This window comes from Nocardia sp. CA-119907, from assembly GCF_050955995.1.
Taxonomy (GTDB): domain Bacteria; phylum Actinomycetota; class Actinomycetes; order Mycobacteriales; family Mycobacteriaceae; genus Nocardia.
Genome location: NZ_CP192091.1, coordinates 1,362,647 through 1,381,623, shown reverse-complemented (window position 1 = coordinate 1,381,623; position 18,977 = coordinate 1,362,647). Strand labels below are relative to the sequence as shown.

The 18,977-nt window shown below is 67.5% G+C and carries 17 protein-coding genes; 7 read left to right on the top strand and 10 right to left on the bottom strand.

The features are described 5' to 3' along the window. Positions 1–132 precede the first annotated feature (132 nt). Positions 133–954, top strand: coding sequence for a neutral zinc metallopeptidase (locus ACQP2D_RS06315; RefSeq protein WP_433682770.1), 822 nt, complete (start codon positions 133–135; stop codon positions 952–954). A gap of 37 nt (positions 955–991) precedes the next feature. Here ACQP2D_RS06315 and ACQP2D_RS06310 read toward each other — a convergent pair whose 3' ends face one another. The 9 genes from ACQP2D_RS06310 to ACQP2D_RS06270 all read right to left on the bottom strand — a co-directional run bounded on the left by ACQP2D_RS06310 (position 992) and on the right by ACQP2D_RS06270 (position 10,673). Next, complete coding sequence (locus ACQP2D_RS06310; protein ID WP_433682769.1) at positions 992–1,939, bottom strand: exopolyphosphatase; 948 nt, start codon at positions 1,937–1,939, stop codon at positions 992–994. Next, on the bottom strand, positions 1,932–2,486 hold the full coding sequence (locus tag ACQP2D_RS06305) for a DUF501 domain-containing protein (protein WP_433682768.1): 555 nt from the start codon (positions 2,484–2,486) through the stop codon (positions 1,932–1,934). Before ACQP2D_RS06305 ends, ACQP2D_RS06310 begins: the two co-directional genes overlap by 8 nt. After that, the gene (locus tag ACQP2D_RS06300) at positions 2,483–3,124 is read right to left on the bottom strand and encodes an FtsB family cell division protein (protein ID WP_433682767.1); all 642 of its coding nucleotides are present in this window, start codon (positions 3,122–3,124) and stop codon (positions 2,483–2,485) included. The genes ACQP2D_RS06305 and ACQP2D_RS06300 overlap by 4 nt, the downstream gene beginning before the upstream one ends. Positions 3,125–3,226: 102 nt before the next feature. Next, positions 3,227–4,513: a phosphopyruvate hydratase gene (gene eno / locus ACQP2D_RS06295; RefSeq protein WP_433682766.1), complete on the bottom strand. Its 1,287-nt coding sequence runs from the start codon at positions 4,511–4,513 to the stop codon at positions 3,227–3,229. A 157-nt stretch (positions 4,514–4,670) separates the two neighbouring features. Then, positions 4,671–5,462 (bottom strand): lytic transglycosylase domain-containing protein, encoded by a 792-nt coding sequence (locus ACQP2D_RS06290; protein ID WP_433682765.1) that lies wholly within the window; start codon positions 5,460–5,462, stop codon positions 4,671–4,673. 144 nt (positions 5,463–5,606) lie between these two features. Continuing rightward, entirely contained in the window at positions 5,607–7,379 is a 1,773-nt protein-coding gene (locus ACQP2D_RS06285) for an ABC transporter ATP-binding protein (RefSeq protein WP_433682764.1), read from the bottom strand. 2 nt (positions 7,380–7,381) lie between these two features. Then, positions 7,382–8,236 carry an ABC transporter permease subunit gene (locus ACQP2D_RS06280; RefSeq protein ID WP_433682763.1) on the bottom strand — a complete coding sequence of 285 codons (855 nt, stop codon included), beginning with the start codon at positions 8,234–8,236 and terminating at the stop codon, positions 7,382–7,384. Beyond that, positions 8,233–9,156 carry an ABC transporter permease gene (locus tag ACQP2D_RS06275; protein WP_433682762.1) on the bottom strand — a complete coding sequence of 308 codons (924 nt, stop codon included), beginning with the start codon at positions 9,154–9,156 and terminating at the stop codon, positions 8,233–8,235. The genes ACQP2D_RS06280 and ACQP2D_RS06275 overlap by 4 nt, the downstream gene beginning before the upstream one ends. Then, positions 9,156–10,673: an ABC transporter substrate-binding protein gene (locus ACQP2D_RS06270; RefSeq protein ID WP_433682761.1), complete on the bottom strand. Its 1,518-nt coding sequence runs from the start codon at positions 10,671–10,673 to the stop codon at positions 9,156–9,158. The genes ACQP2D_RS06275 and ACQP2D_RS06270 overlap by 1 nt, the downstream gene beginning before the upstream one ends. 314 nt (positions 10,674–10,987) lie before the next feature. On the opposite strand from ACQP2D_RS06270, the gene ACQP2D_RS06265 reads away from it, so the two are divergent. The 6 genes from ACQP2D_RS06265 to ACQP2D_RS06240 all read left to right on the top strand — a co-directional run bounded on the left by ACQP2D_RS06265 (position 10,988) and on the right by ACQP2D_RS06240 (position 18,415). Next, positions 10,988–12,181, top strand: a complete 1,194-nt coding sequence (locus ACQP2D_RS06265; RefSeq protein WP_433682760.1) for a TauD/TfdA family dioxygenase — start codon at positions 10,988–10,990, stop codon at positions 12,179–12,181. Continuing rightward, positions 12,153–13,163, top strand: a complete 1,011-nt coding sequence (locus ACQP2D_RS06260) for an ornithine cyclodeaminase family protein (protein WP_433682759.1) — start codon at positions 12,153–12,155, stop codon at positions 13,161–13,163. Before ACQP2D_RS06265 ends, ACQP2D_RS06260 begins: the two co-directional genes overlap by 29 nt. Positions 13,164–13,312: 149 nt before the next feature. Then, positions 13,313–14,674 carry a Y4yA family PLP-dependent enzyme gene (locus tag ACQP2D_RS06255; protein ID WP_433685550.1) on the top strand — a complete coding sequence of 454 codons (1,362 nt, stop codon included), beginning with the start codon at positions 13,313–13,315 and terminating at the stop codon, positions 14,672–14,674. Between the two features lie 52 nt (positions 14,675–14,726). After that, positions 14,727–15,761, top strand: a complete 1,035-nt coding sequence (locus ACQP2D_RS06250) for a PLP-dependent cysteine synthase family protein (protein ID WP_433682758.1) — start codon at positions 14,727–14,729, stop codon at positions 15,759–15,761. A gap of 79 nt (positions 15,762–15,840) precedes the next feature. After that, the gene (locus ACQP2D_RS06245) at positions 15,841–17,247 is read left to right on the top strand and encodes an MATE family efflux transporter (protein ID WP_433682757.1); all 1,407 of its coding nucleotides are present in this window, start codon (positions 15,841–15,843) and stop codon (positions 17,245–17,247) included. A gap of 253 nt (positions 17,248–17,500) precedes the next feature. Further along, entirely contained in the window at positions 17,501–18,415 is a 915-nt protein-coding gene (locus tag ACQP2D_RS06240; RefSeq protein ID WP_433682756.1) for a putative PEP-binding protein, read from the top strand. Here ACQP2D_RS06240 and ACQP2D_RS06235 read toward each other — a convergent pair. Next, positions 18,397–18,972, bottom strand: coding sequence for a TerD family protein (locus ACQP2D_RS06235; RefSeq protein WP_040695304.1), 576 nt, complete (start codon positions 18,970–18,972; stop codon positions 18,397–18,399). The genes ACQP2D_RS06240 and ACQP2D_RS06235 overlap by 19 nt on opposite strands. Between the last annotated feature and the right edge of the window lie 5 nt (positions 18,973–18,977).

The following is an 18,977-nucleotide window of genomic DNA, read 5'->3' as shown; positions in this document are numbered from 1 at the left end:
AATATTCGTCGGCCCGGTTCCGTGACCTCACTCATTATCGACAACGCTCGACGAGAAGCCACCGGAACTTCCCGGTAAAGTGCGCCTCGCTGGACGGGGAACCCTCGTTTGTTGGCTGGACGGGGGAACCTGATGAAGCACTCGAGCGCGTACGCGGCACTGTTCCTCGCCGCGATCGTCACGCTGGTGTCGCTGCTCGGCACCGGATGCGCGCCGGTATCCGCGGTGGACGACGAGCGAAGCGATCTCGTCGTCGAGTGGGCGCAGGAGCCCCCGCTCACGGCCAATACCCTGCACGCCGATCTGCGGCTGGCACCGCTGCAGTGTGAGCTGCCGCCGGTCGAGATGAGCGCGGCCGGCCAGCGGCAATTCGTGCAGACCGCGCTGAACTGCCTTGCCACGGTCTGGGACTCGCCCCTGCGTTCCGCCGGTATGTCCGTCGCGCCGCTGGAGCTCGTCCTAGTGGATAGCGTGATATCCGGCTGCTCGAAGCAGGTCCGACCGACCGATGCCGCGTTCTACTGCGGCGGCAGTGTGTACTGGCCCGCCGACGATCCGATCCATCAGGGCTGGGGCTCGCTGCTCGAGCACTACCTGCTGTTCGTGGTGATGCACGAATACGGCCACCATCTGCAGTCCTCCACCGGCATCCTGCGCACGGCCGACCGGGATATCGATACCGCGGGCGAGCGGTCACCGGTCGGACTCGAACTCAGCCGACGCATCGAACTACAGGCCCAGTGCCTGGCCGGGGTGATGTTGGCGGCGGCGCAATCCGGCGGCATGATGACGCCGAGCGCGGCCGCCGAGCTGATCGATATCCAATCCGATGTCGCGGAGGATCCGGCCCACGGCACCGGCACGAACAGCAGGCGCTGGGTCGAAACCGGCTACCGCAGCGCCTCGACCGCGTCGTGCAATACCTGGGCGGCAACGCAGGACGAGGTGGAGTGAACGAATCCGATCGACCGCACGGGTCGCCGGTAATGTCTCAGGCGATCGACATGGCGATGCCGTCGAGGATGTCGTGTTCGCTGACGATGAGGGCGGATATGTCGGTGCGACGGGACAATTCGTAGGCGAGCACCTCGGTGATGACGGCGCCGCCGCCGATCACGTCGACGCGGCCCGGATGCATGGGGCCGAGGGCCGCACGCTCGTCGTGGTTCATGCCGATCAGGCGGTCGCAGACCTCGCGGACCTGGTCCAGGGTCAGGCTGGTGAGATGGACCCGCTCCGAATCGTATTCGGGCAGATCGAGGGCGACGGCGGCGAGCGTGGTCATGGTGCCTGCGACACCGACCCAGGTGTGCGCGCCGTCGACGGGCACCTTGTCGAAGGCCTCGGATAGTCGTTCGGTGGCGAATTCCCGTGCGGCGGCGACCTGTTCGGCGGTCGGCGGATTTCCGGGCAGGCACCGCTCGGTAATCCGGACACAGCCGATATCGGCGGAGAACGCGGCCCACACGCCATCGCTATCGCCGACCACCAGTTCGGTGGAACCGCCACCCAGATCGACGACGACGAAAGGTCCCGCGTCGCTGGCCAATTCGCCGACGGCGCCGGTGAACGACAGCCGCGCCTCTTCGTCGCCGGTGATCACCTCGGCCTCCGCCCCCGGCACCACGGTGCCGAGTTCGGCACGGGCCATGGCGAAGAAGTCCTCACGGTTCGCGGCATCGCGGGTGGCCGAGGTCGCGACCATCCGCACCCGGCTGACGCCCGCCTCCCGCATCATCACGACATAGTCGGCGAGCGCGATCCTGGTGCGCTCGATGGCCTCCGGTGCGAGCGCACCGGTCGCGTCCACACCCTGGCCGAGCCGCACGATGCGCATCTCGCGGTGCACGTCCGCCAGTCGGCCGTCACCGAGCACATCGGCGATCAATAGTCGGATGGAGTTGGTGCCGCAATCCACGGCCGCTACCCGGTCACTCATTGTCGCTCCGCTCGTTTTCGTGCCCGTCGGCTGGCGGGTAGGGCCGCTGGTACTTCGGCCAGTCGGCGGGAATCGCGGTGCCGCGCAAGCCATGATCGGCCGCCATCGCTACCGCTTCATCGCCGAACGGATTGACGCCGGGGCCCTTCGCCAGCGCGTGCGCGATCAGCACATGCAAGCATTTCACCCGCTCCGGCATCCCGCCACCGGTGAAATCGGTGCCGAGCGATTCGATGGCATCGCGTTCGGCCAGATAGCTCTCGTGCGCGGCGCGGTAGGCGGCGGCCAATTCCTGGTCGGTGGCGAGGCGTTCGGTCATTTCCCGCATGACGCCAGCGGATTCCTGACGACTCGCCTCGGCGGTGAGCCGCGGATCGGTCAGGTAGTACAGGGTCGGGAAGGGGGTGCCGTCGGGCAGGCGCGGCGCGGTCTTCACCACCGCCGGCAGCCCGTCCGGGGTGCGGTAGGCGACGGCGAGTACGCCGCGCGGTGCGCGCCCGAGCTGTTCGGCGATGATCTCGAGATCGCGGTCGGTCGGTGCGGTCACCTCGGTCCTTCCGGTGCTGGAGTCGGCGCGGCAGGCGGCCCGGCCGGTGCGGCCGCGGGCGGCGCCGGGGCCTGCTGCGGTTGGGAGATACTGCGCCACAGCTCGGTGTACCAGGGCTCAGGCGCCTTCGACTGGGTCGGCGCGGCGGGTGGTGCCGGCGCTTCGATTCCGGGCACCTGCACGATATAGGGCGTCTCACCCGGCATGACCAGCCGCAACCGGTCCCTGGCCTCGGACCGGACGTAGGCCGGATCCTGTTGCTGGGCCCGGCGATCGCGCAACTTGGCGAGATCGGCCTCGAGTTCGATGCGCTCTTGCGCGAGGTGCGCGGCCTCTGCGCGCTGGGTGAAGTAGGTGCGCAGCGGCACGGCCAGGGTCAGCGCCAGGGCGCACACCACAATGGCCAGGATGACCGCCTTACCGGTCGAGAGACCGAGGATGGTCCGATCGTGCTCGGCCGCACGCGGTTTTGTTCGTCGCGACTCGGCCTTCTTCTCAGCGGGTTCGGAGCGCCTGCGGGTCGTCCGCTTCGGCGCGGCCGCCGGAGATTCGGCCGCCGGGCGCGATCTGGCAGAGCGCGACGTGCGGCGGTTCCCACGTCCGGCCGGACTGGATCCACGCGCACGTCGCTCTGTCATACCGTCACCCTGTATCTACCTGTAGCCCATTGCGGTGCTCCCGGGGCCCCTCGCGATTACGCGGGTTGCCGCCTCCGGGCCCGTCGCGCGCACCGCGATCGACTAGCCCTCGAACGCGAACCGCGGGAACGCGACATCGCCCGCGTACCGTGCGGAATCGCCGAGCGCGTCCTCGATGCGCAGCAGCTGGTTGTACTTGGCGACGCGCTCGCTGCGCGCGGGAGCACCGGTCTTGATCTGGCCGCTGCCCACCGCTACGGCGAGATCGGCGATGGTGGTGTCCTCGGTCTCGCCGGACCGGTGGCTCATCATCGTCTTGTAGCCGTTGCGGTGCGCGAGCTCGACGGCGTCAAGGGTCTCGGTGAGCGTGCCGATCTGGTTGACCTTCACCAGCAGCGCATTGGCCGCACCCTTGGCGATGCCCTCCTCCAAGCGCTCCGGGTTGGTGACGAACAGGTCGTCACCGACGAGCTGCACCTTGTCGCCGATCTGATCGGTCAGCGCGATCCAGCCGTCCCAGTCGTCCTCCGACAGCGGGTCCTCGATGGAGACCAGCGGGTAGGCGGCGAGGAGTTCGGCGTAGAACTGCGCCATATCGGCGGCCGAGCGCACGCTGCCCTCGAATTTGTAACCGCTACCCGCGGTGTAGAACTCGGTCGCGGCGACATCGAGCGCGAGCGCGACATCGGTGCCGAGCTTCAGACCGGTCTTCGCGATGGCGACGCCGATCAGGTCCAGGGCTTCCTTGGTGCCGCCGACGGACGGCGCGAAGCCACCCTCGTCACCGAGGCCGGTGGACAGGCCCTTGGCCTTCAGCACCGACTTGAGCGCGTGGTACACCTCGGCGCCCCAGCGCAGCGATTCCTTGAAGGTCGGTGCGCCGATCGGGGCGACCATGAACTCCTGGACGTCGACGCCGCTGTCCGCGTGCGCGCCACCGTTGAGGATGTTCATCATCGGCACCGGAAGCACATGCGCGTTCGGGCCACCCAGGTAGCGGAACAACTCGAGGCCCGAGGATTCGGCGGCGGCGCGGGCCACCGCGAGCGAGACACCGAGCAGAGCGTTGGCGCCGAGGCGGGACTTGTCCGGGGTGCCGTCCAGATCCAGCAGGACCTGGTCGACGGTGCGCTGCTCGACCGCGTCGAGTCCGATGACGGCGGGCGCGATCTCGTCGAGAACACCCTCGACGGCCTTGCGCACACCCTTACCGCCGTAGCGCTCACCGCCGTCGCGCAGTTCGACGGCCTCGTGCTCGCCGGTGGAGGCGCCCGAAGGCACGGCAGCCCGGGTCAGGGTGCCGTCGTCGAGGGCGATCTCGACCTCGACGGTGGGGTTTCCACGAGAATCCAGGATCTCGCGAGCTCCGACCTGTTCGATGATGGCCACGAAAACGACACTCCTTCGGCTGCTGGCACGGTAGGTCTGACGGGAAGGGCCGTGCGCTTGCGAGCCTAGCGTCCTCGCCGATTGCGAGGTAACCGGCACTCCGACGAATCCCGTCGGATCGTCGTAGGGATCGCCCGTCGTTTCATCCAACGGGTGATCATGCCCGGCGTCCGACGCTGTACGCGGCGGCGCGATCACGGACCGTCAGCAGATACGCATTGGATTGGTTATAGGTCAACAGTGCTTGCTGCCAGCCGCGCTCGGAAGTCAGGTCGCCGCCGCTCGCACACAGGTATCGGGCCGCGGTGAGGGCGGCGTCATCGATATTCTGCGGGTCGGCGATGCCGTCGCCGTTGGCGTCGACGCCCCAGCGCTTCCATGTCTCCGGAATGAATTGCAGTGGGCCCAGGGCCCTGTCGTAGTCCGGATCGCCGTCGAGCTTGCCGCCATCGGTGTCCTTGACCAGAGCCACACCCGGCGAGCCGTCCAGCGGTATGCCGATGATCGGCGGGCGCACGGTGCCGTTGGCATCGACCGCCGAACCCCGATGGGTGCCGTGTTTACTCTCCACGCTGGCGATTCCCGCGATGGTGGTCCACGCGATCCCGCAATCGGGCCGGGACCTGCCCATGATCGCCGCGGCATAGCCGTAGGCCTCCAGCGCGACGCTCGGAATGCCGAGTTCGTCGGATTGCTCCTCGGCCCAGTCGCGCAATTGCACGGCGGTGCGGCCGGGGGCATCCAGGTCGATCATCGGCAGCGGCGTACCAGGACCGGGCGGGATGCCCTCGGGAATGGGCGGCAGCGCGCGTTCGGCGCCGCAACCGGCGAGCACGAGGGTCACCATTGCGGCGGCCGATACGCCGGTCAGCTTCGCGAGCACCCCTCCATCATCCAGATCCGAACGACCACCCCCGCGGAACAAGCGTCGCGGCAAGCCGAGCATCATATCGCCTCCCCCTCCGATGGCGCATGCCCCAGCTGTCACGCGCTTCGTGATCCGAGAGTACCGAGCAAATCGCCGTTGGAGTGGTCGCGAAATGTCCTCGCATACCTAAGGCGTATCACGCATATGCTGTGCGGCGGGCCGCTCCTAACCGAGAAGTTCACGGGTCGCGGTATGCGCCGGAGTGGTGAGTACCGTTGTCGCCGGACCGAATTCGACGATGCGGCCGTGATCGAGGACGATGACGTCCGAACAGTGGCCGGTGACCAGGGCCATATCGTGAGTGATGACGAGTAGGCCGGTGCCGTGTTCGGCGCGGATGCGGTCCAGCAGCGTCATGATGGCGACGGCGGTGTTGTGGTCGAGGGCGGCGGTGATCTCATCGCAGACCAGAACCGCCGGCTCGGCCGCGAGCGCCCTGGCCAGTGCCACCCGCTGACGCTGGCCGCCGGAGAGTTCGTGGGGATAGCGGGTCGCCAATTCCGGCGCGAGTTCGACCGAGTCGAGCAGATCGATGACGCGTTGCGCCAGTGCCCGTTTCGGCACACCGCCGATGCGGCGCAGTGGGCGGCCGAGCGTCTGCGCGACGGTTCGGCGTGGATTGAGCGCGGACCGTGGATTCTGCGTGACCAGTTGAATGCCATTGCGGCCATGGCTAGCTCGACGGCGAGGACCGACCGGGATCTGCGCACCGTCGAGTTCCAGTGAGCCGGTCGCCGCATGGTGCAGACCGGCGATCACCCGCGCGAGAGTGGTCTTGCCCGCGCCGGAAGCCCCGGCAACCGCGAGCGCCGAGCCGCGGGACAGGACGAGATCGATACCCGCCAGCACCTGTTGCCCGTCGATCGATGCGCCGATATCCCGAGCGCGCAGTAGGGGTTCCGGACTATCTGCGGACCGCAGTATCGCCGCATCCTGTGCATCCGGATCGAGCCGCTCGAGCACTTCGACGGCGCCCGACCGAACCACTGCGACGTCAGATCCGGCCGATGCCACCGACTCGCACTCCGCCTTCGTGTCGCACATCGGGTACCGCTGCGCCGCCGCATCCACCTGACTCGGCGAACCAACTGGCCTGTGAACCGCAGTCGAGGCGGCGGTGAGCACCGCGTCCCCGATACGCTCCGCAAGGTCGGCGGGCAGCTCCAGCGAGGTATCGAGCACCGGGCGTCGTGCCGCCGACAGCTCGACACGATCGTCCGACGAAGCGCCGATCCCGTTCGGCTGCGGCGAGTTCGACGCTGCCGAACGGATCGGACCAGCGACGCCGGTCGCACCGAGTTCGACCACGTTATCCGCGATCGCGTGAACGGCCGCCGTGTCATGTCCGGAGAGCAGGACAGCCGCTGCGTGCTCGGCGGCGATATCGGCCAGCAGGTGGGCGATTTCGGTGCGCAGGGCGCCGTGCAGACCGGCGAGCGGTTCATCGAGGATGAGTATTCCGGTGCGGCGGACCAGGGCACGGGCTAGCGCGACTCGGCGCTGCTGACCGCCGGAGAGTTCGCCGGGGCGGCGGCGCAGGTGTTCGGCGGACAGGCCGACCAGCTCCAGGGTTTCGGATACGGCCGCCTCCGGATGGCTCACCTCATCGAGCAGGGTACGCACTCGCATCAACGGGTTGAGGGCGGAGCCGGGATCCTGTCCGACATAGGCGATGTTCGCGCGCCGAAACCGTTGCAGTGCAGCGGGATTCAGTGCGAACACATCGCGCCCCGCGACGGTTGCCGAACCCGCGGCGCGAGTAGCTCCCGCCGGCAGGCGCCCGAGCAATGCGCGCATCAACGTGGTCTTGCCCGATCCGGAGGGACCGGTCAGTGCGGTGACCGTGCCCGCGGCGATACGGAATGTGGTGGGCCCGAACAACTCCTGCCCATTCGAACCGCGCACCGTCAGCGCGTCGACGACGACCGGGTCACTCATCCTCATCCCTCCAGTGCATCGAGGACGGCGTCTTCTCTGCGCGTCCGGCGAGTCGCCCATCGTCGCGGTGCGCCCGGCCGTCGGTGCTCGAAGCTCGTGACCGCGATATTCACGCTGACCGCGACCACCGCGATCGCCAGGCTCGGGGCCAGCACCGACCAGGGGTTGAGAAGCATGCCGGCGGCGTTCTCGCGCACCATGACCGCCCAGTTGCTCGCGCCGAGCGTGGTCGGCAGTTGCAGAAATGAAGCGGTGCTGACCACATAAACACCCTCGACGAACCGCAGGCCGAGTTGAGCGGCCAGCACTTCGCGCAGATTCGGGATCACCTCGCGGAATACCACATGCGGCAGGGTTTCGCCGCTGGCTTGCGCGGCTTCGACATAGCCGCTGGCGGCTACGCCCGCTGCGGCAGCCGCGAAAACCCTTGCGCAGTACGGGGTTCCGAAAAGCAGCGCCACCACGAGCAAGCCATACACGCCCGCGTCCGGCCAAGAGGTCAGCACCAGCAGGATGCCGAGGACGGCCGGGAGCAGGATCGCGAAGTCGGCGGCACCTTCGATCACCGCCCCGACCCGAGGGCGCAGCGCCGCGACGGTGCCGAGCACGCAGGACAGTGCCGTCACGGCCACCGCGATCACGGCGGCCAGCAACAGCAGACCCCAACCGCCATAGAGCAATTGGGTGAGGACATCGCGTCCGATTCGATCCGTCCCCAGCGGGGCATCCGCACCGGGCCTGGCGAACGGAATGCCGGCCGCCTGCTCGGCGGGCCGAGTCGCCAGGGTCGGCCCGAGCGCGGCGGTAACCACCACCAGCAGCGCGGGCAGCACGGTGAGCAGCCGAATTTTCGTCATATCCGCCCTCGCGATGCCCGAGTCCGAATACCGTCCGCCGCCGCCAACATCGCCATGATGACCACGCCGGCCAGCGCGACCACCGCGGCGATCAGCGAGGTATCGCGATCGGCCACCGAACTCGCCAGCACCGCACCGAGTCCCGGATAGTTGAAGATGGTCTCGACCACCAGCGCACCGCCGAGCAGCATGCCGACCGTGGTCGCGAAACTCGCCACAATGGTCGGCAGCGCGAACGGCAGCACATGCCGCGTCAGTACCATCGTGGTCGAAAGTCCGTCCAGCACAGCACTTTCCACATGCGGTGCACGCGCCGCGTCCAGCAGGGCCGCGCGCACCACCCTGGTGTTCCAGCCGATCTGCGGTATCGCCAGCGCGAGCACCGGCAGCACCAGCATGTCGGGGCTGGCCGGGAAGCCCGAGCGGCCGGTAATGGTGACGGCGGGCAGCCATCCCGCACCCAAGGAGAACACCAGGATCAACAACGTCGCGATGACGAACTCCGGAATCGCAGCGGCCGCAGTGGTAGTCGGCTGCAGGAACCGGGTCGACGCGCCCTGCCGGGCCGCCCACCAGCCGCCGAGCAGCAGCGATGCCACCACCGTCACCAGGAAGGCGATCCCACCGAGCAGCAGCGTGGGCGGGAACTTGTCGGCCAGTAGCTCATTGATCGATCGCCCACGCGCCGTCCGGCCGAAATCGCCGGTCGCCACACCGGATAGCCACTCGACGAACCGCACGGGCAGCGGACGATCCAATCCCAGTTCGTGTTCCTTCGCCGAGATCCGCTCCGCGGTGGCGTCACGGCCCAGCACCGCGCGAGCGGTATTACCCGGTAGCAGGTCGACGGCCACGAACACCGTTGCCAGCAGCGCGATCAACAGGATGACGCGCCGGAGGAGCAGTCGGGCGAAGGACATCACTGCGCGAGCCAGGCCCGTTCCAACTGGACCCTGGCGAAGCCGCCGAGCGTGGGCACATCGCGCACCCGGGACGCGGCGATATCGATACCGTCGGCCATGCCCCAGACCAGGTAGCCACCGCGCGTGTATTCGATCCGCTGCACCTCGCGACAAGCCGTCGCGTACTCCGAATCACCGGGCGCGGCCAGGGCTTTAGTTGTCGCCGCGTCGAATTCGGAATCCTTGAAAGCCGTTTCGTTGCGATTGGAGCCCGAGGACATCAGCTTGGTCGCGAAGAACAGCGCGGAATCATTGGTGCCCCAGGAGACCGTGTACAGCGGTGCCTTCAACCAGGTCTGGTCGTAGAAGGTGTTCGGCTCCTGGGTCACGACACCGAGCCGCAGTCCGATATCGGCCAACTGGGTGGCGATCACCTTCGCCGATTCGACCTCCCCCGGCGCCTCGGCCTTGGTGAGCAGCTGGTAGCCGCGACCGGTATCGAACCCGGCATCGCGCAGCAGCGTCTTCGCCCGATCCACATCGCGGGTCCGCTGCGCAATAGTGTTGTCGTACAACGGATCACCGGTGCCGAGGATGTCGTTGGCGATCGTGCCGTAACCGGAATGCACCTGATCGACCAGGGCCTTGCGATCGACGCCCAACCGAACCGCCTCGCGCACCCGCGCGTCGGCGAACGGCCCGTCGGAGGTCCGCATCGCGACCCCGACCATGGTGTCGTTCGGCCGCCGCACCACCCGCAGATCGCCGCGCCCGTCGGCGGTACGTCCGGCGATCGCACCGACATTGGAGGCCAGATCGATCTGCCCGCCGAGCACCGCATTCCCCAGCGACGTCACGCTGTCGAACATGGTCACCTCGATGGCATCCAGCAGCGGGACCGGACCGTGCCAGCGATCATTGCGCACCAGGCGGGCATTGCCGTCCTGATAGGACTCCAACCGGAACGGGCCGGTGCCGATGGCCTTGGTGAAATCGGTGGTGTCCTTCTTGACGGTGAAGGTCATCAGCCGAACCAGCAGCGGCAGTTGGGAATTCGACTCGGGCAATGCGATCACCACCCGGTTCGGGCCGTCGGCGGTGATGTCCTCCACGGCGGCAGGCATTTTCGACGCACCACCGACGCTGCGCAGCCTGCGCAGCGACCACACCACATCCTCGGAGGTGACCGGGGTTCCGTCATGGAAGGTCGCACCGTCGGCAATGCTGAAGCTCCAGCGGCGACGCTGCGCATCGGATTCCCACCGGTTGGAAAGGCGCGCAGCAACATTCGGGTCAGTGCCCGGTACCGTGAGTGCGTCGTACACCAGCGAGGTGATAAGGAAGTCGCTGTCATTACTGAGATTCGCGTGCGGATCGCGTTCGATGCGCGCCGCACTGCCGAGCGCACCGACCCGCAGGGTGCCACCGCGACGCGCGGACCCGCCGGAATCGCCGCCGTCCGAGCACGCCGCGACCAACAGCACCGCGCCGACGCCCAATCCCGATCGCAGGAGTTGTCGTCGATTCCATTCCATGGTGCCGCCCTCCTCGAGCATTCGAGTTACCAGCGCGCGATCGCGAAACCGTAGCCAATCGAGCTAGGACAGGCTAGCCTAAGAGCGTTCCAGTCGTTGGACTTTGCTCCGCCGCAAGACTCGGGCACCACCCCGAGATCGATGCCGCAAATTAGCTACAACCAGCAACACCGAGTCTTAATCTCAGTCATGCGCCCCTGCTATTTTTCACGACCCGCTTAGGTAAGGCTTGCTTAAGTAATCCAGAGGCACTAGCTTCGCAGATCGAATCGTCACAACCCCGCTTTTCGACCGATGCGAAGAAGGGATTCCTGGTGAAAGGCGTTCTCTCCGAACGTAAGACGCTTCACCCACTGGAAATCGAACGCCGTGAGCTGCCGACCGCCGCCGGATATGCGGTGCGCGCGCTCGCCCGTGAGATATGTATCACACTCGACTTCCGGCCCGATGCCGCGGCGGATACCGCGCGCACGCTGACCGATCCGGCATTGCTGGAGCACATCGATGCCCGCGTCGGCGAGTTGCCCGATGCGGTGCGCGTCGCCATGCGCCCGCCCGCCACCGCCGCCGGTGCCACCATCGTCGGCACGGTGCCTTTGACCGATGCCGAATTCGGCCCGACACCGCCGAGTTGGGTCGAGGCGGCCCGCTGGAGCGGTGACGCCGAACGTCGCGCGAGCTCATTCGAACTCGATGTCGTCATGCTGCTGCTCGCCCGCAGCGCGGGTGAACCGTTCGGCTGGCAGGGCCAGCAGGGCGGACGTCTGGTCAACAACATCCTGCCCTCCCCCGGCCACGAGCACGAACAGTCGGGTGCGAGCAGTAGAACCCTGCTCAGCCCGCATACCGAGGACGCATTCCACCCGGACCGGGCCAATCTGCTGATGCTGGCGTGCCTGCGCAACCCGGACCAGGTCGGCACCACCGTCTCCTCGGTGCGCCGGACCGAACTCTCCGCCGACGAGCGCCGACTACTGCGCGCACCGACGCTGCCGATCCTGCCCGACGTCTCCTACGGCACCGGCCACGAGCGCTACCGCGCCACCCCGCTGCCAACCTTGTGGAGCGCCGAATCGACCGATGACACAGGGGATTTGACGCTGCGCTACGATCCGGCATACACCCCGCTCGACGATGCCGACGCGGAGTTCCGGCTGGCCTACGCGCGCCTCACCGCGGAGCTCGAGCGCGTCTGCGTAACCGCCGCGCTCGCCCCTGGCGAACTCCTCTTGGTGGACAACGACGTCGCGGTGCACGGTCGGGTGCCGTTCACCGCGCGCTACGACGGCACCGACCGCTGGCTCAAGCGCGTCAATATCCGCCTGCCCGAACGACAACGGCGGGCCGCCGAGGCCGACGAAGATGGTTATGGGCAACGGATCGTCGCCCCGTTCCGAGCGGTGAGCAACCCGCCCGCGAGCGCTGGTGTACCGGCCCGGGCCACCGCCCGGACCGCAGTGAGGCTGGATACGACACAACATGATCGAGGAACCGTTGAGCACTCGTGACCGGAGCACACCACTGCGCGTGCTGAGCCGCAGCGACCTCGCGGACGTGCCCATCACGCCCGCCGATGTGGTGCGCGCGGTGGAGGAGGCGTATCTCGCCTTCGCCGCGGGTGATTCGGATAATCCGCGCAAACTCAGCGTGGCGAATCCGGATGGCTGGTCGGTGGCCTACGCCATGCTCGGGCGCGACGGCCGCCGCCGCGTGGTCGCGATGAAGACCTCCTACAAATTCGATCCCGGCCACGACCGGAGCACCAAGCGCTACTACACGACCATCACGCTCTACGACGACACCACCGGCGCGCCGATCGCGATGATGGACTGCGCCAGGGTCGGCGCGCTGCGCACCCCGGCGGTTTCGGCGCTGCTCGTGCGCGAGACCGCGCGCCGAGGCGCGGAGAGCGTACTGCTCATCGGTACCGGCACCCAGGGTCGGAATGCCTTGCCGCACTTGCTCGCCGCCAATCCCCAGCTGCGCAAGCTGATGCTCTATGGCACGCATCCCGAGGGCCTGACGGCGGTGCGCGACTATCTGGCCGCATACAACCCGCACGCGTTGCTGGAGACCGTCGAGGATCCGCGCGCGGCGGCCGGCGCCGCCGATGTGGTGCTGGCGACTGCGGGGCCGGGCACCGAGGTCGCGATCGAATCCGAGGATCTCGCACCGGGATCGACGGTCGTGCTCGTCGGCTACGGACTGGCGCCCTCCACGCTGGTCGACGCCGATCGCGTAGTCGCGACCAGCGCTGAGCAAATGGCGCTCACCGGCACCGATATGGTCGGCCCCGACGGCAGGCTGCGACCGGTCGATGCCGAGCTTCCACAGATCCTTACCCGCCGCGCGGTCGCCCGGCGCTCCGACGACGAACGGATCTTCGTCTACAACAGCGGGTTGGTGCTCACCGATATCGCCGTCGCGCACGCACTCGCCGAACGGGCCATCGCCGAGGGACGCGGCACGGAGGTGCCCCTGTGGGACTAGACATCAGCGCCGTCGAGTTCGACAAGACGGTGCCCACCCTCGGCACCGCCGAACCCGACGGCACGCTGCTGTTCGATGACGGCTCGACTCGCGACAAGATCAAGCTGGGCGATCACCCCGCGGGGACAAACGGATCCGCGGATCCGGCCGTGCTCGCGACGGTGCGGGCACTGCTGAACATCTGCGCGACGCCGCTGCCCGCGCACGCCGATGACTGGGAGCGCCGGTTGCTCGCCGATCCGAATCTGCTCGGCGATATCGCCTTTGCGATCGGCGGACCGTTCCACGTCATGTATCCGGCGCGAGTCGCGGTGAATATCAACGGATTCCGGCAGGCGTTCGAGCGGGCCGGGGTGGATGGCGCGATCTACTACGGCAAGAAGGCGAACAAGGCGCCCTGCGTTGCCCGTGCCTGCGCCGAAAATGGTGCGGGCGTGGATGTTTCGAGCATCGGTGAACTGACGGCGGCGCTGTCGCAGGGTATTCGCGGTGACGAGCTGATGGTGACCGGACCCGCCAAATCCGATGATCTGCTGTGGCTGGCGGTCCGGCACGGCGCATTGATCGCGATGGACGGTCTCGGCGAGCTCGAACGATTGGCCGCACTCACTACTCCGACCGCGGCGGCCCGCGTGCTGCTCCGGGTGCTGCCCAATGGATCGGCCAGCCGATTCGGCATGACCGCGGACGAACTGGACCGCGCGATCTCGGTGATCGGCGCTTCCGGCACGGTGGGTCACGAATCGATTCACCTGCACGGCTTCAGCTTCCATCTCTCCGGCTACGACGCGATCGCCCGCGCCGAACAGGCCGACGAGCTGATCGCCCGCTGCCTGGACGCGCGTACCCTCGGACATCCGGCCGACACCATCTCCATCGGTGGCGGATTCGGCGTCGACTATGTCGCGGCCACGGCCTGGTCCGAATTCACCGAATGCGCGAACCGGCAATGGTTCCACGCGGGCAAGTCCTTCGACTCGTACTACCCCTACCACTTCCCCGCGCCCGGCCCGGCCATGCTGACCGCGATACTCGAGCACAACGCTTTGGCAACTCGGTTGCGCGACAACGACATCCGGCTCGCTATCGAGCCCGGCCGAGCACTGCTCGACCAGGCCGGATCCACCGTGTTCCGGGTACAGGGCAGCAAAACCCGCCACGCCGACGAGCACCCCTACCAATTGCTCACCGTGGACGGCACCAGTCTGAGCCTGTCCGAGCAGTGGTTCGACAGCGAGTATCTGCCCGATCCGATACTGTGGCCGCCGCGCCCTGGCGAGCCCACCCCGACCTGCGTCGGCGCGGCCAGCTGTCTGGAATCCGACATGCTCAGCTGGCGGCGCATCCCGCTGCCGCGGCGGGCCGAGGTCGGCGATCTGCTGATCTATCCGAATACCGCTGGTTACCAGATGGATTCGAATGAGTCGGCATTTCACGAACTGCCGATTCCGCCGAAGGTGGTCCTGCACGACACCGGCGATCGGCTCCGCTGGACGCTCGACGCCGGATGATCCGGCACCCCTGTCAACCCACACCCTTACAGCCCCGAACGAGGAGACCTCCATGCCGCTCGTCACGCGCGTGACGGATCTGATCGGCCGCACCCCGCTGTTCGAACTGGCGACCACCGCGACCGGCACCCGGCTGCTGCTCAAGCTCGAGCAGTTCAATCCGACGGGTGCGGCCAAGATCAGGATGGCGCGCGCCATGGTGGACGATGCCGAGCGTCGAGGTTTGCTGAGCGTTGGCGGGCATATTATCGAGTCGACATCTGGGAATACCGGCCTCGGCCTCGCGGTAGTAGCTGCCGAACGTGGGTATCGCTTCACTGCCGTGGTCGATCACCACGCATGTAAGGACAAGCTGCGCGCGATGCGGGCAATGGGTGCGGAACTGGTATTCGTCGCCGATGAGGGCGACGACAACCTGGCCACCTCGGCGCGGGAGGACCTGGCCGAGGCGATGGCCGCCGCGCAGTCGGACGCGTACTTCACCGAACAGCACAACAATGACGCCAACGCGGTCGGCTACTACGCGGTCGCCGAAGAGTTGCTGAAGGATGTGGAACGCGTCGATATCCTGCTCTCCGCGGTGGGTACCGGAGGTTCGCTGTTCGGCACCGCGACCCGGCTGCGTCAACTCGGCTGCACGCCGCGGGTGATCGGCGTGGAACCCGTCGGCTCCATCGCGTTCGGCGGGCCGGGCGGCCCCTACTGGCAGTCCGGCACCGGCACCCCGCCCGGTGCCACCATCGGTACCGCCGTCGACTACTCGCTGCTCGACGAGGGCGTCAAGGTTTCCGATATCGCGGCCTTCGCCACCGCCCGCGCCGTCGCGGCCGAACTCGGACTGATGATCGGCGGCTCCGCGGGCGGCTCCGTGCACGCCGCGCTGACCCGTCTCGAAGACTTCCCGCCCGGCTCGACCGTGGTCACCCTGGTCTGCGACGGCGGCGAGAAGTACCTGGACACCGTGTTCGACGACGACTGGATGAGCGACCGCGACCTCCTCGACGCCGCCACCGAACGCGAAGTGCTCGAGATGCTCCACCGCTACGCTCCGGCCGCGCGCCGAGGGCAACTGGTCGAGGTGCGATGACGGACACGCGCGCCGCGAAGGGAAGAGTCGGGATGCAACCCGTGACGATCGGTTCCGAGATTCGACCGATGGAGTTCGAATGGTGAATCTGTCCGCCTTCCGTGCCGACGGACGGCAGCTCACGGCGTTGGCGGCGCCGATCGCGCTGACGCAGTTGGCGCAGATCGCCGTGTCCACCACGAATATCGCGTTGATGGGCACGCTCGGTGTGCGTGCGGTCGCGGCGGGTGGGCTGGCGATGGTGCTGTTCAACCAGATTCGCACCATGTGCGTCGGGCTGATCACCGGGACCGGCAATCAGATCGCGGGCTCGGTGAGTGCGGCGGGTAAGCGTGGCGAGTCCGCGGATCGGGAGGTTCGCGACATCGTGCGGTCGAGCTTCCTGATCGCCACCGTCGCTGGAATCATCGGTGGTGCGGTGCTCGTCGGACTCGGCTGGGCGCTGCGATGGCTCGGTCAGGACGCCGGGGTGCTGGCCGATGCGCGACCGCTGATGATCGCACTCGCGCCGGGACTGCTGCCCTGCCTGTGGTTCCAGGTGCTGCGCCAGTACACCGTCGGCATGCAACGCCCACAGGCGCTGCTTTTGGTCACCCTCGGCTCGGTGGCGCTGAATCTCGTACTGGCCCTTGCCTTCATCCACGGCTGGGCCGGACTGCCCGCGCTGGGACTGACCGGTATCGGCATCGCGACCTCGCTGGTCTTCCTACTCACCTTCGGCAGCTTCCTGGCGATGGTGCGCGCCGATGCCGAACTCGGCACCACCCTGCCGCTGCGGCCATGGCCGGTACACGTCCCGACCATCCGGGCCGAATTGAAGCTGGGCACGCCGATCGCGCTCACCTACGGTTCGGAGGCGGGCATGTTCTCGGTGCTCGCCCTGGTGATGGGCAGTATCGGGCCGGCCGCCCTGGCCGCGCACAACGTCGTCTACCAGATCATCTACATCGTCTTCCAGATCGCGATCGGTCTGTCCCACGGCGCGTCCATCCTGGTCAGCCATGCCGTCGCCCGCGACGAATTCGGCCACGCCCGCGCACTGGCCTGGCTGGCACTGCAGCACGCGGGCATTGTCGCCGCGGTCACCGGCGTCGTCTACATCGTCGCGCCGAAGCTCGTGCTGAGCCCCTTCCTCGAACCCGGTGACACCGCGACGATCGAATTGGCCCGCTCACTGCTGCTCATCGGCATCGTGCTCCAATTCTTCGATGCCGCACAGAACATCGGCACCGGCCTGCTGCGCGGCCTGAAGGAGACCAAGGCGGGCTTCCGGCTGTCCCTGGTCGGCTACTGGCTTGTCGGCCTGCCCACCGCCCTCCTGCTCGCCTTCCCACTCGGCCTCGGCGCCGCTGGGGTCTGGTGGGGCCTCACCGCGGGCCTGGCCACTACCGCCGCCCTCATGCTCCGCCGCTACTTCACCCTGCTGGACAGCGCCGAACAAGCCCGCCCCCATCCCCTCCCGCAGTCTCTCCCCACCCCCACCTGACCGCTCGCACCGTCCTCGAGGTCCGTGGCACCTGCGGGCACCCCCGAATCCCGACAAGGGTGCGACTCTCGACCATCCACCACCCGGCGCGCCACCGCACGCCCTCACGATCGCGCGAAATACCACACTTTTCTCGGAGTTCGCACCGCTTGCAGCGGTCTCGATGCGGTGCGGATCCCGACAAAGAGTGCCGCTCCGGGGCTTTTGGGCGGGCGGCGGAAAGTGTTGTGCAGCAACCTGATAGCGTGCCGGAATGCGGCAGAGCCTGGCATTGAGTTGTGAGCGGGTCTCCGCTGAACTGCTGGACCATTTCGACGGCGTCGGCATGGTGCGCGGCGAGTACGTATTCCGCGCCGCCGGGAAATACCCGACGCCCGAATCCGTTTCGGGTTATCTGGTGCCCTATCTGCGCCATATCGCCAAACGCGCGACCGGAACCATCTGGTATCGCACCATGGAGGCCGATACCGCCGAATGCAACATCCTCGACGGCGTCGAAGAGATCATCATCGAGCCGAACAAACTTCTCGGCCTCCGCGGCATTCGCCGGGCCCGCCGCTTTCCCGAGGCATTCGTCGCGGAACTCGAGGGCATCGCGCAGGTGCGCGACGAGGGCGCGGATATCGGCGTGCTGTTCCCCTTCGTCACCTATGTCGACGAATTGCAGTGGGCCATCGAGCAAACCAAGGCCGTTATCGGCGAGTGCCCGATGGCCACCATGATCGAGATCCCGTCACTGCTGCTCGAGGTCGATCGCGTGGTCACCACCGGGGTGTCACGCGTGGTGATCGGCTGCAACGATCTGTCCTCGCTGCTACTCGGCCAAGACCGCGCCACCCTGCGACCGGTGCGCCCCGTTCCGCCGCTGCTGCGCGCGATCGAACGGGTCACCATGGTGGCCGCGGCCGCGGACGTGCGGACCGCGGTGGCGGGCTATCTGCATCCGGACCTGGTCGCGGCCTGTGCCAACCTCGGCGTCGACGAATGCGTACTGCACTACTCCGACCTCCCCGAACTGCTGGGTGACCAGTTCGCGGAGCTGCCGGATCTGGATGTGCTGCAAGCGATCAAGCGCAAGACCCGCGCCGCGATCGCGGTGTTCGAGGCCGAGCGGGCGGCCGGTTCCGATCCCGACCACCCGCAGGCCTATCAGACGTTGACGCCGTAATCGCGGGCGATACCCGCGAGCCCGGAGGCATATCCCTGACCGATGGCGCGGAACTTCCACTCGTTGCCGTACCGGTACAACTCCCCGAACACCATGGCGGTCTCGGTGGACGCATCCTCGGTGAGGTCGTACCGGGCCAGCTCGGCGCCCGTGGTCGCGTCCACCACGCGAATGTACGCATTGCGGATCTGCCCGAACGACTGTCCCCGCGCATCGGCGTCGTGAATGGAAACCGGAAAGAAGATATTGGTGATCGTCGGGGGCGTCGCCGCCAGGTCGACATTGATCACCTCGTCATCGCCTTCGCCCTCGCCGGTGAGATTGTCACCGGTGTGCTCGATCGTGCCCTCGGGCGAGCGCAGATTGTTGTAGAACACGAAGTGCTGATCGGAAAGCACCCGCTGATTCGGCCCGGTGGCGAGCGCACTCGCATCGAGGTCGTAGTCGGCCCCGGTGGTCGTTCGCACATCCCAGCCCAGCCCCACCGCTACCTTGGTGAGGTTGGCCGCCTGCTTCGACAGCGAGACATTTCCGCCTTTGGCCAATGTGACGCTCATGATCC

Bases quoted from the DNA above. Each gene is read 5' to 3' on its own strand.
- ACQP2D_RS06315 (WP_433682770.1), top strand. From the start codon at position 133: ATGAAGCACTCGAGCGCGTACGCGGCACTGTTCCTCGCCGCGATCGTC.
- ACQP2D_RS06310 (WP_433682769.1), bottom strand. From the start codon at position 1,939: ATGAGTGACCGGGTAGCGGCCGTGGATTGCGGCACCAACTCCATCCGA.
- ACQP2D_RS06300 (WP_433682767.1), bottom strand. From the start codon at position 3,124: ATGACAGAGCGACGTGCGCGTGGATCCAGTCCGGCCGGACGTGGGAAC.
- ACQP2D_RS06290 (WP_433682765.1), bottom strand. From the start codon at position 5,462: ATGATGCTCGGCTTGCCGCGACGCTTGTTCCGCGGGGGTGGTCGTTCG.
- ACQP2D_RS06285 (WP_433682764.1), bottom strand. From the start codon at position 7,379: ATGAGTGACCCGGTCGTCGTCGACGCGCTGACGGTGCGCGGTTCGAAT.
- ACQP2D_RS06280 (WP_433682763.1), bottom strand. From the start codon at position 8,236: ATGACGAAAATTCGGCTGCTCACCGTGCTGCCCGCGCTGCTGGTGGTG.
- ACQP2D_RS06275 (WP_433682762.1), bottom strand. From the start codon at position 9,156: ATGTCCTTCGCCCGACTGCTCCTCCGGCGCGTCATCCTGTTGATCGCG.
- ACQP2D_RS06270 (WP_433682761.1), bottom strand. From the start codon at position 10,673: ATGGAATGGAATCGACGACAACTCCTGCGATCGGGATTGGGCGTCGGC.
- ACQP2D_RS06260 (WP_433682759.1), top strand. From the start codon at position 12,153: ATGATCGAGGAACCGTTGAGCACTCGTGACCGGAGCACACCACTGCGC.
- ACQP2D_RS06250 (WP_433682758.1), top strand. From the start codon at position 14,727: ATGCCGCTCGTCACGCGCGTGACGGATCTGATCGGCCGCACCCCGCTG.
- ACQP2D_RS06245 (WP_433682757.1), top strand. From the start codon at position 15,841: ATGGTGAATCTGTCCGCCTTCCGTGCCGACGGACGGCAGCTCACGGCG.
- ACQP2D_RS06240 (WP_433682756.1), top strand. From the start codon at position 17,501: ATGCGGCAGAGCCTGGCATTGAGTTGTGAGCGGGTCTCCGCTGAACTG.
- ACQP2D_RS06235 (WP_040695304.1), bottom strand. From the start codon at position 18,972: ATGAGCGTCACATTGGCCAAAGGCGGAAATGTCTCGCTGTCGAAGCAG.